An 11,928-nucleotide genomic window follows, 5' to 3' on the forward strand; every position below is an offset into this window, starting at 1 on the left:
CCCAAACACGTGCAGTAACGATGTTTTCCGATCGGTTTCGCCAAGCATCGAATACCATAGAAAGAAAGGACCGCCTCTATGTCGATACATCTGAAAACGCGGATCACCGCAATCGGCCCGGAAGTCGCGGACCTCGCTGAAGGCGGCGTTCTGATCCTGTTTGCTGACGGCTCTCCCCCGGAACTGGCAGAAGTATCTGTCCTCCATGAGGTGGAGGAAGGCCCCGAGGCTTCGGCTCCTGTCGTCGGAACGAAGATCGCAATCGGCGCACTCAAGGCCGAAATCACCGCCGTTGGCGAAAGCGCCTGGCAGAAGGTGCGCGAAATCGGGCATGTCGTCATTTCATTCACCGGTGCAGATTCGACAGATCGCCCCGGCGAAATCTGCGCCAGTGAAATAGCAGGCGAAGAGCTTGTCGCTGCTCTCAAGGAGGGGCAGATTATCACCATTGGCGGCTGAAACTGCCCATCCCTGGATTTGGAATTGCGTGTTAAAACAGACGATTGGAACCCATTTTCAACAATCATTGGGTTGAAATGTTTCAGACGTCGATTTGAGGCTTACATAGATGGAACGCTCGACTATCGTCCGGGTGCGTGAGGGGCTGCATGCGCGCCCTGCGACCCGCTTCGTTAAACTGGCCAAGGGTTTTGAGAGTGATATTGAAATCGCCAAGGCCGGAAAAAGCGTAAGCGCCAAAAGCTCTGTCAAGCTGATGCTGCTTGGCGTGAAGGAGCTTGACGAAGTCACCGTTCGTGCCGATGGAGCAGACGCGATTGAAGCCATTGAAGCGCTGATCGGCTATCTGGAAAACCCGCAGGCGGGCCTGGAAGAGGTCGCCGCGCCAGCTGCACCTGATGCTCCGGCTGCACCTCAAGCCGCAACCATGCCGCAAGTCGCGATCACGCCCAAACTCCCCGCAGGCCAGATCAAGGGCGTTGGGGCAAGCGAAGGCATTTCATTGGGTGCGGCTTTTCCATTTTTCCCCGAAGAAATCAAACCTTCGGGCCGTAAACTCGCATCCGATGAAATAGAGACCGAGATCGCTCGCTTCAGGTCGGCTATCACCACCGTACAGCAACGCATGGATGCCTCCCTTTCCGGCGGCGATCTTGCAGATGCAGACAGAGGCATTATCGCAGCACTGAAGGATATTGCCGCGGATGACAGCCTGATCGACGAAGCGATCGGGCTTATTCGAGGCGGTCTCGACGCAATCTCGGCGATGCTTGCTGCGGCTTCAACCGTGGCCGGGCAATTTGCGGCACTGGATGATCCGTATCTCAACGCGCGCGCGGACGATGTGCACGCCGTCAGCCGCCAGATATGCCTTGCGCTTCTGGGCAAGGAAGACGTCAATCTGGAAGGCCTGCCGGAAGGATCGGTGCTCATCGCAGAAGACATCGGTGCCTGGGATCTCGCAAGAGCGCCGCTCAAGAAGATCAAAGGCGTCGTCTGCGGGCATGGCGGTGCGACCTCGCATGTGGCCATCATTGCGCGTACGCATGGCATTCCAGCGGTTCTTGGTCTGGGAAGCGCTGTGCAGCAACTACGAAATGCGAAAACGGTGGCAGTGGACGGAAGTTCGGGCATCGTTCATGCTGATCCGGACACGGCCGCCCGCAACGAAATCGAAGCGCGCATTTCCAGGGCATTGCAGGAAAAGCAGGCACTTGATGCTTACCGCTCCGTCACGCCGCGCAGGGCCGACGGTACGATCATCGAAGTTGCAGCCAATATGGGTGCGCTGGAAGAGATCGATGTCGCGCTTGAAGCTGGTGCAATGGGGGTCGGGCTTTTCCGCACCGAACTTCTCTTCATGAAGCATATTCACCTGCCTTCAGAAGATATGCAGACCGAAACCTATTCCGCGCTGCTGAAAGCCTTTGCGCCGAACCCCGTCATCGTTCGCACGCTGGATATCGGCGGCGACAAACCGATTGCCGGTATCGAATTTCCCGAAGAAGAAAACCCTTTCCTTGGCTGGCGCGGCATTCGCATGTGTCTGGACCGGATAGACGTGTTCAAGCCGCAATTGCGAGCGCTTTTGCGGGCAGCGGTTAGCGGCAATCTCAAAGTCATGTTGCCCATGGTTTCGGATGTCGAAGAAATCCGCGCAACCAAACGCCTTATCGCCGAATGTATCGGCGAGTTGGAAAGCGAGGGCAGAGCCTTTGCCGGATTCGACCTTGGCGTGATGATCGAGACGCCCGCCGCTGTTTTCGCTGCGCGGGAACTTGCAAAAGAGGCGGCTTTCTTCTCCATCGGCACCAATGACCTGACGCAGTATGTGATGGCTGCGGACCGGCTCAACCCGACCGTGGCGAAACTCAACGATGTTAGCCATCCGGCGGTGATGGCGGCAATCGAGATGACTGCTAAAGCCGGTACGGAAACAGGTATCATGGTCGGCATGTGCGGCGAGGCGGCAGGCAGACCGGAACTCATTGGCGAGTTCCTGCGAATGGGACTGACCGAACTCAGCATGAGCCCGGCATCAATTCCCCGCGCGAAGAAGCTTATCCTGGATATGTTTCAGCCGTCTGCCCCGGGTTAGGGAAGATGAGCAATTAGCATCTGGAACAACGTTTCTAGCTGCGCCTGATCGCGCTCTTCTGCTGCCTGCATGAGACGATCATGGCGCACATCCAGCGCCAGAATTGCGCTTTCCAAAGGATCGACGCCCGCCAGATCGGCCGCCTTTGCAGTAGCCAGACCACAGGCAAGCCCCACCGCTGCAAAACAGGTCGTTTCAAATTTGCGCAAGGCTTGGGGGGCGCGACGCCCTTCCATGGAGATGAACCGCACGGGTCTTTCGCCAAGCAGTTCCAGAAAAAGGGCTGTCACGGCCTTGGAAGTTGCTGTTATTTTCGTTTCGCCCGCCTCTGCGGAAAATACGCTCTTCAGCAAAGAGTCATGTTTCCGCATCATCCTTGCATGAACAGTTACGAATGCCGCTTCCTGGATAAGCGCGTTCTGCAACTGATGGCGGCGCGACACTTCCTTGGTGAGATAATACATATCCTTGCGGAAAGCGCGTGCCCCTTCCGTGCCAGCCCCGAAATAGACCGACAAGCTTTTGACATGCGGCGCACTGTTATGGACCTTCGGGTCAGCCGAAATCAGCGAAATGGAAATCGTTTCGGCTGTCGTCAGAGCCTTGTCCACCATGCTTGCCGCATGTTCCAGCAACAGTTCAGGAGACGGGATGTCGTTGCGCCTTTCGGCCTCCGGCAAACCTTCGTGGCAATTGCGACGAATCATGTATCGAACGCCACGCAGGCGGTCCTTCAGATTGACTGCAATTTCTTCCGAAAGAGTGCGCAACATTGTCGATTTCCTTATGACAGCACCATCGCAACAGGATGGACCAGACACATGAATTATGGTTTGCCTTCACACGGAAAAGCAATAGTTTCGGTGTAAGAACAGCGCTTATATAATGCAGTATTACGCCATTAATTTGAGGGATAGTTTTGAAAAAGGCCGGCAGGAAGACACAGAAAAATCCGGAAACAGCGGACCTCATCATCGGATCGGAAGGTGTGGCTGCCGAAAACCGTACAAGCCGGCTGCGAACACGCGCTGCGTGGATGTATTACGTCGAACAAATGACCCAGAACGACATCGCGGAAGCGCTCGGCGTCGGGCGTGTCACAATCGTTCGCCTTCTTGCCGATGCCCGCGCTCGCAATGAAGTAAAGATTACCATCGAAGGCAAGCTGGCAAGTCTGACATCACTCGAAGTCGAACTTGAGAAAACCTTCGGACTGGACCGCGCCATCGTCGCCCCCCTCTCTTCACCCGACATCGACCCTATTCCGCCAATCAGTGCCGCCACGGGCGCCTATCTTTCCGAAAAGGTGCAGCACGGCATGACGATCGGAGTCGGTTGGGGACGCACTCTTTCCAGCACCCTGCAACATATCGGGGCGCGCCCGCTCAACGATCTGAAAGTCATTTCCCTGCTCGGTGGCATCGTACAGCCCCGCCGTTCAAATCCGCCGGAATTTGCTTGGCAGTTTGCGCAGATTTTTCAGGGCGAAGGCTACCTGATTCCCGCCCCGGCTCTGGTCGACAGCAAGGAAACCCGCATTGCCCTTATCGAACGTTGCGGCCTGAACACCGTGCTCGACATGGCCGAAGAACTCGACATGGTCCTGCTCAGCGTCGGCGATATTCAGACGGCCAGCAGCACGTCCTATCGTGTGGGCCTGATCGATGAGGCGCAAAAACTGTCCCTCATCGACAACGGCGCCGTTGGCGACGTGCTGTTCCATTTCTATGATAAGGACGGCAAGATCGTCGATGATCCGGTCCATGATCGTGTCATGTCGGCGAAGATCGAGAGCCTTCAAAAGACGCCGCAACGTATCCTCACGTCAGGCGGAAAAGAGAAGATTGCAGCCCTGCTTGGCGCGATAAAGCTTCTGAAGCCGACCGTTCTCATCACCGATGAAGAAAGTGCCGCGCAGATGCTCCGTGAAATGGCGCAACCGGAATGAAAGACAGCACATCGCTGCGACGCGATGTGCCGTTCTTGATTACATTGCTTCGGCAGCGGCTGCGCACTCCTTCAGGATTTGCAGCACCGCAGTCCGCTCCTCGATCTGTGGCATATGTCCGCAACCGGCGAAGATGTGGACACCAACTTTGCCCGGCAGACCATGCGCGTGAGCCACGGGGATAACCCGGTCTTCCGCTCCGAAGATAAGCCGCACCGGCATCGCAAGAGCTGCAATGCTCGAGCGAATCTCAAAGGTTTGCGTGCCATCTGCGAAGAACCGGGCGCCAATCGCTTCCTGCGTATTGCGCAGTTCTGTATCGGCAGCCTGCGCAACTGTTGCATTGATGAACGGCTTGGTCAGACGGGTCTCGTCGGCGACGAGCAGTTTCAGCCAGGGAACGATGCTGGCTTCGCTTTTCGCGCCGACAAGCCCCTTGATGAAGGCGCCGTTGATCTGGGGTCCCAGGCCGCCCGATGAAATCAGCAGCAAGGAGCGCACATCGATGAGCCCCCGCGCCGCGACGACACTTGCCACAGCGCCACCAAGCGAATGCCCAACCAAAAGGCACGAGCCGACCCCCAGGGACCCGAGCGTCGCTTCAACCGCGGCAGCAATGTCATCAATATTTTCGAGAACGATGCGGGGCGAATTGCCGTGTCCGGGAAGATCAAGCGCCAGGACCGGACGGCCAAGCGATGCGCCGGCAAACAATCCACGCCAGGAATTGAGATCGGCTGCAAAGCCATGGAGCAGAACCACCGGTAGACGCCCTGCTTCCCCCTCACGCAACCAGATTGCATTGAGCTGGCCGAGCGGGGTCGGTTCGGCATTTTTGCTTGCAAACGATTTGGCCGGTATCGCAGGGTTCGCAACGCCGATATCGCCTTCGACGTCCTTCTTCTGCACGCGGCCCTTCGGACCCGATCCCTGAACGGTAGCGAGGTCGATGCCTGCGTCACGCGCAAGCCGCCGGGCGAGCGGTGTAGCCCGGACCTTGTCGGCTGAACTCCGTTCATCGTCTTGGGAGGACTTGGGATCATGCTGTTTCGGCGCGGCTGTATCGATTGCCCTATCGACGGGCGCAGCAGCAATCGGCTCTTCGGCAACCGCTGCGGGCTTGCCGCTGCGCTCTTCGCCTTCTTCATAAATCCAGGCGACAGCCTGACCGACAGGCACAACGGCCCCTTCCGCCGCGCTAATGTCCGCGATGACGCCCGAAGCAGGCGCCTCGACTTCCATCGCAGCCTTGTCGGTCTCGATTTCAAAGAGAAGCTGGCCTTTCGTGACCGTATCGCCATCCTTGGCGTACCATCGCGAAATCTGGCCCGTTTCCATATCCATATCGACCTTGGGGAGAATGACTTCCACAGCCATGGTCAGCGCACTCCCTTAACCAGATCGCGAGCGCTTCTCAAAATGTCGGGCACCTGTGGAACGGTTGCGCGCTCGAGGTCGGGATTATAAGGAATTGGAGTTTCGGCACCGCCAAGGCGCACGATTGGTGCGTCCAGATAGTCGAAAGCATCGCTTTCTGCGACGATTGCGGAGATTTCAGCACCGATGCCAAGCGTCTTCACCGCTTCATAAACGCAGAGCAGCCTGGACGTCTTCTTGACGCTTTTGATGATGGTTTCGCGATCGATCGGACGTACCGTGCGCAGGTCGATCACTTCAACGTCGATCCCTTCCCGGGCAAGTTCGCCAGCCGCATCGAGCGCCTTGTGCACCATGATGGCGGTTGCAACAATGGTCAGGTCGCGACCTTCGCGCACCACTTCCGCCTTGCCGATAGGAACCGTGTAGAAGCCTTCGGGAACAGGGCCTTTCATCTTGTAAAGCAGCTTGTGCTCAAAGATCATTACAGGGTCTGGATCTTCGACGGCCGCCAGCAACATGCCTTTGGCGTCATGCGGGGTGGAAGGCTGGAGGACCTTCAGGCCCGGAACATGCCCGAGCCATGCCTCAAGGCTCTGGCTATGCTGCGCCGCAGCGCCCGTTCCAGAGCCTGCCGGAAAGCGCATGACCAGCGGCACGGACACAGCGCCGCCAAGCATGTAGCGGATTTTTGCCGCCTGGTTGACGATCTGCTCCATACCGAGGGCAGCAAAATCGGAAAACTGGAACTCGAATATCGGACGCATGCCGGTCAATGCCGCACCAACCGCTACGCCAGCGCCCCCCAGTTCCGAAATCGGCGTATCCATAACGCGGTCTTCACCGAAGCGATGGACAAGATCACCGGTCACCTGAAATGCGCCGCCATACACGCCAATATCTTCGCCCATCAGAAACACGCGATCATCGCGCTCCATGGCAATCGCCATGGCTTCCTGAATGGCTTGCGAATAGCTCAACTCACGGATTGTCGTGTCCATGTTCAAATATCGTCCGTGTAAACGTCGCGGGTCAGATTGGTAAGATCGGGCGCGGGGCTGTTCCTGGCGAATTCAATCGCCTCGGCGATTTCCTTCTCGACCTCGGCGCGGATTGCCTCGATCTCGGCGTCGTTGATGAAACCATAGGCTTTCAGATCAGCCTCGAAATGCGCGATTGGATCGCGATCATTCTGCCAATGCTCGATTTCTTCCTTGGTACGATACCGGTTGCGGTCGCTCTTGGAATGACCGCGGATACGGTAAGTCTTGTTTTCGATCAGCGTTGGTCCATCCCCGCGCCGTGCGCGCTCCGTGGCCTCGCTGACGGCTTCCGCCACTTCGGACAGATTATTGCCATCCACGATCACGCCCGGCATGTTATAGGCCGATGCGCGGTCGGCGATATTCGCAACCGCCGTCGATCGCCTCGTGGAGGTGGACATGCCGTAACCGTTGTTTTCGCAGACGAAAACGACCGGGAGCTTCCACACCGAAGCCATATTGAGAGCTTCGTGGAAGGCACCTTCATTGTTCGCGCCATCACCGAAGAACGACACGACAACCTTGCCGTTTTTCTGTTTCTTGGCGGAAAGCGCAGCACCTACCGCAATCGGAATACCGCCGCCCACAATACCGTTTGCGCCAAGATTGCCCTTGGAAACATCGGCGATGTGCATGGAGCCGCCACGGCCCTTGCAATAGCCGGTTTCCTTGCCGAAAAACTCGGCAAACATGCGCTTCACGTCCGCGCCCTTGGCGATGCAGTGGCCGTGACCGCGATGGGTGGATGTGATCATGTCGTCGTCGTTGAGCGGCAAACAGGAGCCCATCGCGCTTGCTTCCTGCCCGATGGAAAGATGCATTGTTCCGTGAATGAGGCCACGCGTGTAGCTTTCCTCCGCCCCCTCTTCAAAGCGGCGGATGAGATACATCTTGTGCAGCGCTTCTTTCAGCTGATCCGGCGAATAGGTGCGGAAGGCATAGGGCAAGTTGTGACGGTCGCCCGTATCCTGCGGTTCGACTTTTTTGGCTTGAACCATGATGTTTGTCCTTACGCTCCGTAAACGAGCTTGTCCTGACGCGCGCGCAGCTCGGCAATCCTGGAACCGGGAGCAACAGCCGCGTTATCGTAGGTGATGAGCTCGCCCTTTTTGATCGGCCTGGTCACGCTGCCGCCCTGCAGAAGCCCGCAAGGGATCGCATGCGCGCTACGCGCTTCGCCTGAGGTCATGATCCACGCGCGGTAGCAATATTCGCCAATCGCATCGAGCTTTTCGCCTGGCTGCATGTCCTTCTTTGCAACCGCGGCCACTTCCGCGACCGGCTTTGAAAGCGGCACCATGTCCGGCTTGCCGTAGAGCACCACCCGGGCACAGGTGAGCGGCACTTCGAGGGAAGTCAGGTGATATGGACGATGGAATGTGAAATATGGACCCTTGCCCATCTTCAAATCTTCCATACGCTCGGAAATACGCGGATGCGACATGTCGGCCACGACAAACACGCCCGGAGCTACGCCCTTGCCGATGGAATAATCGACCACGCCGACCTTCGACAGCACGCCGCCGTCCTTTTCAGGGATCAGTGTCTTGTTGAGCTGGTCGAGCGTTGCAGCAGGGCCATGCATGCCAGCCTTATCCGGGACAAGACCCGTGGCATTGGCAATGGCGGCCATTTCGACCATGGTTTTCGAACCATCCACGAATTCCACCAACATGCGCACATTCATGTTTCGGCGCGTGGCTTCTTCCATATATTGGTCGGGAACAGCATCGATGTTGAGCGGATTGTTCTTGCCCTTTCCTGCAGCCACAATCGGATGGCCCATCGCGGTCACGAACTCGATCAGCTCCATGCATGACGACGGCTCATCGCCGGCACCCAGTGAATAGGTGACGCCGAGACGTTCGGCCTCCGCTTTCAGGTAAGCGCCGATCGTGACGTCCGCTTCGACATTCATCATGACGAGATGCTTGCCATGCTCCATGGCGCGCAAGCCGATTTCGGCGCCGACAGCAGGAACTCCAGTCGCATCGATCACGACATCGATAAGGTCGTTTTCAAGGATTAGATCGGCGTTGTCGGTTACGGCGACCTTGTGCGCCTCCATGGCGGCAGTCAGATCGGAAGCGGTCGAAACCTCGCGGCCATGGCCTTCTTCCTGGAAAGCAATATCGACCGCTTTCAGGGCGTTGGGAATACGCAGTTCGGAGATGGCGCCGATTTCGATGCCGGGCATATGCGCAACGCGCGTGACGATATCCGTGCCCATCTCGCCCGAGCCGATCAGGCCGATGCGAATGGGCCGCCCACTATCCGCACGCGCCTGCATGTCACGCGCCAAACCTGTCAACGCCACATTGGTTGCCATCGTTTCCTCCTGAACCTCCCTGCAAAAATTCTCGCAGTCTCCTCTGATACCCTATGGATTAATGAACATTTGTTTTTAAGTCAATACCAGTGTTCATTCAGGGGCCGCGAGCCGGAGCATCCAGATGCCATATTGTTATTCAACTTTGGTTTGATATAGAATACAAATGTTCTGCCGTTTCGCCCGGTTCACTTTTTGAAACGTCGATACGTGCGAGCTAATAATGGCGTTCTGTTAGCTCGGCGCACTTTGGGAAAGTGCCCCGGGGGGAGGAGAAATAAATGGACGCATTTCTGAGCGGGCTGAAATCGGCAATCGATACACTGGGGGCAACGGTTCTGCTGCCGATTGTCATCTTCATCATTGCCGTCGTACTTGGCGCAAAAGTGGGCAAGGCCTTCCGCGCAGCCGTGACCATCGGCGTGGCTTTCATCGGTATCAATCTGGTTCTGGGCCTGATGTTCACCTCTATCGGTGAAGTGGCGCAGGCCATCGTCACCAATACCGGCATCAAGCGCGATATCGTCGATGTCGGCTGGCCTTCCGCTGCTGCAATTGCCTTCGGCTCGTCAGTGGGCTTATGGGTCATTCCGGTCGGCATTCTCGTCAACATCGCGCTTCTGCTGCTACGCTGGACGCGCACGCTGAATGTGGACGTGTGGAATTTCTGGCACTTTGCCTTTGTCGGCTCACTGGTCGTCGCTGCAACCGACAACCTCGCCTATGGCATCATCATTGCAGCGCTCGTTGCCGCTCTATCGCTGTTGTTCGCAGACTGGTCCGCGCGCGCCGTGCAGCAATTCTATGGCGTGCCGGGCGTTTCCGTACCGCATCTGGCTTCCGCGCAGATTCTGCCGATTGCGATCATCCTCAACTGGATCATGGATCGCATTCCCGGCATCAACAAAATCAATATCAGCACCGAAACCATCGAACGCCGCTTCGGCGTGTTCGGTGAACCGGTCGTGCTCGGCCTCATCATCGGTCTGGTGCTCGGCCTCATAGCATTTTACAATGCGGGCGATTTCGGAACTATCCTGGCAAAAGTTCTCGGCACCGGCATGACGCTTGCAGCGGTCATGCTGCTTCTGCCGCGCATGGTCAAAATCCTGATGGAAGGCCTGTTGCCGGTATCGGACGCGGCGCAGGAATTCGTGCGCAAGCGCACCGGCGACCGCGAACTTCTCGTCGGCCTCGACTCGGCTATCCTCATCGGACATCCGGCGGCGATTTCGTCCTCGCTCATTCTCGTGCCGATTGCGATCATCCTGTCGGTCATCCTGCCGGGCAACCGCGTGATCCTGTTTGCCGACCTCGCCGTCATTCCGTTCATCGTCGCCATGACTGCACCGCTCCTGAAAGGAAACGTGTTCCGCATGGTCGTCGTCGGAACGATTACGCTGGCCATCGGCTTCTATGTCGCCAACGCTCTCGCACCGTTGTTCACCAGCGCTGCCGTTTCATCGGGCTTCAAGCTGCCTGAAAACGCCCTGCAGATTACGTCCGTGGTCGACGGTTTCCTGTGGGTGCCATATGTCATCATCTCGGCCATCCAGTGGCTTGGTGCTATTGGTATCGCTGTGATCGCCGTGGTCATTGCGGCACTGTTCATGCTCTATCGCCGCAACACGCTGGCATGGGAACGCGCCGCAGGTGCGGAGGACGAACCGGCGGACGAAATTGCTGCCTGATGGCAGCAGTGATCGGCGCAGAAATCAAAGTCGCACGTCGAGATCGACGTGCGATCTTGTCTAAAACGGAGAATGCAATGGCAGCTGGCCTGATAGATTTTCTCGACCCGCAAGCGATTGAGCTTCAGAGCGAAGCGAAAACCAATGAAGAAATCATCCGCATCCTGGCGGGTAAACTGGAGAGGCTGGGCTATGTGAAGCCGAGCTATGCCGATGCCGTTGTCAGTCGTGAACTGTCGATGCCCACGGGACTGCCGCTTGAGCGCGAGGAGAATGTTGCCGTGCCTCACACGGACCCCGAGCATGTCCTCAAGGCCGGAATTGCCCTGGCGACGCTGAAATCGCCGATTGAATTTGCCAATATGGAAGACCCAGAAGAAGCTGTTCCTGTGGGATATGTCTTTCTGCTTGCCATCAACGACAAGGACAAACAGATTGAAACACTGCAGCAGATCATGGCGACCATACAGGATGCTGATGCACTCGACCGGCTGAAAGCGGCGCGCACGCTGGAAGACGTTCAAACCGCGCTGCAATGAAGCGTCTCCCGAGAGCTTTTTCACAGTTTTAGGAAAAGATGCGTGGTTCAAAACAAACAGGAAGCGCGGTCGCACTCAATCAGGCCGCCTCCGCTCTTAATGAATGAACTTGGAGGAACCCATGGCCAGAATAAAAACAATTCTCTTCGCTTGCGGCACGGGTGTAGCGACATCCACGGCGGTGAACGCGACCGTTACCGAAGAAATGAAAAAGCGCGGGCTCACCTTCAATGCCCAGCAGGCAAAAGCGACCGAAGTTGCTTCGCTGGCCGACAATGTGGATTTCATTGTTTCCACCACGCCTATTTCAGCCTCGGTGAACAAGCCCGTCATCAAGGGACTGCCCTTCCTGACCGGCATCGGCAAGGATCAGGTTCTCGATCAGATCGAGGCTGAACTGCGCAAGTAACATCCTGACGATCCGCGGGCGTCATCAGGAAAGGA

General features: G+C 57.2%; 11 protein-coding genes. 6 read left to right on the plus strand and 5 right to left on the minus strand.

Annotated elements, in window-relative coordinates; all coding sequences use genetic code 11:
• Positions 1 to 78 precede the first annotated feature (78 nt).
• Both ACS5UA_RS18350 and ptsP read left to right on the plus strand, forming a co-directional pair.
• Positions 79 to 459 carry a PTS glucitol/sorbitol transporter subunit IIA gene (locus ACS5UA_RS18350; protein WP_443101590.1) on the plus strand — a complete coding sequence of 127 codons (381 nt, stop codon included), beginning with the start codon at positions 79 to 81 and terminating at the stop codon, positions 457 to 459.
• A gap of 109 nt (positions 460 to 568) precedes the next feature.
• On the plus strand, positions 569 to 2,557 hold the full coding sequence (ptsP, locus tag ACS5UA_RS18355; RefSeq protein ID WP_443101591.1) for a phosphoenolpyruvate--protein phosphotransferase: 1,989 nt from the start codon (positions 569 to 571) through the stop codon (positions 2,555 to 2,557).
• Here ptsP and ACS5UA_RS18360 read toward each other — a convergent pair.
• A complete protein-coding gene (locus ACS5UA_RS18360) occupies positions 2,554 to 3,330 on the minus strand; it encodes a hypothetical protein (RefSeq protein WP_443101592.1) in 777 nt (258 codons plus the stop codon). The two genes, ptsP and ACS5UA_RS18360, sit on opposite strands and share 4 nt — an antisense overlap.
• A gap of 146 nt (positions 3,331 to 3,476) precedes the next feature.
• Here ACS5UA_RS18360 and ACS5UA_RS18365 point away from each other — a divergent pair, with 146 nt between their 5' ends.
• Positions 3,477 to 4,505 (plus strand): sugar-binding transcriptional regulator, encoded by a 1,029-nt coding sequence (locus tag ACS5UA_RS18365; RefSeq protein WP_025091129.1) that lies wholly within the window; start codon positions 3,477 to 3,479, stop codon positions 4,503 to 4,505.
• A 39-nt stretch (positions 4,506 to 4,544) separates the two neighbouring features.
• On the opposite strand, the gene ACS5UA_RS18370 is transcribed toward ACS5UA_RS18365, so the two are convergent.
• From ACS5UA_RS18370 to ACS5UA_RS18385, 4 genes are read right to left on the minus strand one after another with little or no spacing between them, the layout of a single operon-like run.
• A complete protein-coding gene (locus ACS5UA_RS18370; protein ID WP_443101593.1) occupies positions 4,545 to 5,882 on the minus strand; it encodes an acetoin dehydrogenase dihydrolipoyllysine-residue acetyltransferase subunit in 1,338 nt (445 codons plus the stop codon).
• A gap of 2 nt (positions 5,883 to 5,884) precedes the next feature.
• On the minus strand, positions 5,885 to 6,883 hold the full coding sequence (locus ACS5UA_RS18375; RefSeq protein ID WP_025091127.1) for an alpha-ketoacid dehydrogenase subunit beta: 999 nt from the start codon (positions 6,881 to 6,883) through the stop codon (positions 5,885 to 5,887).
• A gap of 2 nt (positions 6,884 to 6,885) precedes the next feature.
• Positions 6,886 to 7,923 (minus strand): thiamine pyrophosphate-dependent dehydrogenase E1 component subunit alpha, encoded by a 1,038-nt coding sequence (locus tag ACS5UA_RS18380; protein ID WP_021585706.1) that lies wholly within the window; start codon positions 7,921 to 7,923, stop codon positions 6,886 to 6,888.
• 11 nt (positions 7,924 to 7,934) lie between these two features.
• On the minus strand, positions 7,935 to 9,254 hold the full coding sequence (locus ACS5UA_RS18385; RefSeq protein WP_151658360.1) for an NAD(P)H-dependent oxidoreductase: 1,320 nt from the start codon (positions 9,252 to 9,254) through the stop codon (positions 7,935 to 7,937).
• A 281-nt stretch (positions 9,255 to 9,535) separates the two neighbouring features.
• Between ACS5UA_RS18385 and ACS5UA_RS18390 the strand changes: the two genes are divergently transcribed.
• From ACS5UA_RS18390 to ACS5UA_RS18400, 3 genes are all read left to right on the plus strand, one after another.
• Positions 9,536 to 10,945, plus strand: a complete 1,410-nt coding sequence (locus ACS5UA_RS18390) for a PTS galactitol transporter subunit IIC (RefSeq protein ID WP_006471856.1) — start codon at positions 9,536 to 9,538, stop codon at positions 10,943 to 10,945.
• A 77-nt stretch (positions 10,946 to 11,022) separates the two neighbouring features.
• Positions 11,023 to 11,484 carry a PTS sugar transporter subunit IIA gene (locus ACS5UA_RS18395; RefSeq protein WP_196108460.1) on the plus strand — a complete coding sequence of 154 codons (462 nt, stop codon included), beginning with the start codon at positions 11,023 to 11,025 and terminating at the stop codon, positions 11,482 to 11,484.
• A gap of 121 nt (positions 11,485 to 11,605) precedes the next feature.
• Positions 11,606 to 11,893, plus strand: coding sequence for a PTS sugar transporter subunit IIB (locus ACS5UA_RS18400; protein WP_006471854.1), 288 nt, complete (start codon positions 11,606 to 11,608; stop codon positions 11,891 to 11,893).
• The last annotated feature ends 35 nt before the right edge of the window (positions 11,894 to 11,928 follow it).

Origin of the sequence: Brucella sp. RRSP16 (genome assembly GCF_052246815.1) — a bacterium.
GTDB classification, from domain to species: domain Bacteria; phylum Pseudomonadota; class Alphaproteobacteria; order Rhizobiales; family Rhizobiaceae; genus Brucella; species Brucella intermedia.

Bases quoted from the DNA above. Each gene is read 5' to 3' on its own strand.
- ACS5UA_RS18350 (WP_443101590.1), top strand. From the start codon at position 79: ATGTCGATACATCTGAAAACGCGGATCACCGCAATCGGCCCGGAAGTC.
- ptsP (WP_443101591.1), top strand. From the start codon at position 569: ATGGAACGCTCGACTATCGTCCGGGTGCGTGAGGGGCTGCATGCGCGC.
- ACS5UA_RS18360 (WP_443101592.1), bottom strand. From the start codon at position 3,330: ATGTTGCGCACTCTTTCGGAAGAAATTGCAGTCAATCTGAAGGACCGC.
- ACS5UA_RS18370 (WP_443101593.1), bottom strand. From the start codon at position 5,882: ATGGCTGTGGAAGTCATTCTCCCCAAGGTCGATATGGATATGGAAACG.
- ACS5UA_RS18375 (WP_025091127.1), bottom strand. From the start codon at position 6,883: ATGGACACGACAATCCGTGAGTTGAGCTATTCGCAAGCCATTCAGGAA.
- ACS5UA_RS18380 (WP_021585706.1), bottom strand. From the start codon at position 7,923: ATGGTTCAAGCCAAAAAAGTCGAACCGCAGGATACGGGCGACCGTCAC.
- ACS5UA_RS18385 (WP_151658360.1), bottom strand. From the start codon at position 9,254: ATGGCAACCAATGTGGCGTTGACAGGTTTGGCGCGTGACATGCAGGCG.
- ACS5UA_RS18390 (WP_006471856.1), top strand. From the start codon at position 9,536: ATGGACGCATTTCTGAGCGGGCTGAAATCGGCAATCGATACACTGGGG.
- ACS5UA_RS18395 (WP_196108460.1), top strand. From the start codon at position 11,023: ATGGCAGCTGGCCTGATAGATTTTCTCGACCCGCAAGCGATTGAGCTT.
- ACS5UA_RS18400 (WP_006471854.1), top strand. From the start codon at position 11,606: ATGGCCAGAATAAAAACAATTCTCTTCGCTTGCGGCACGGGTGTAGCG.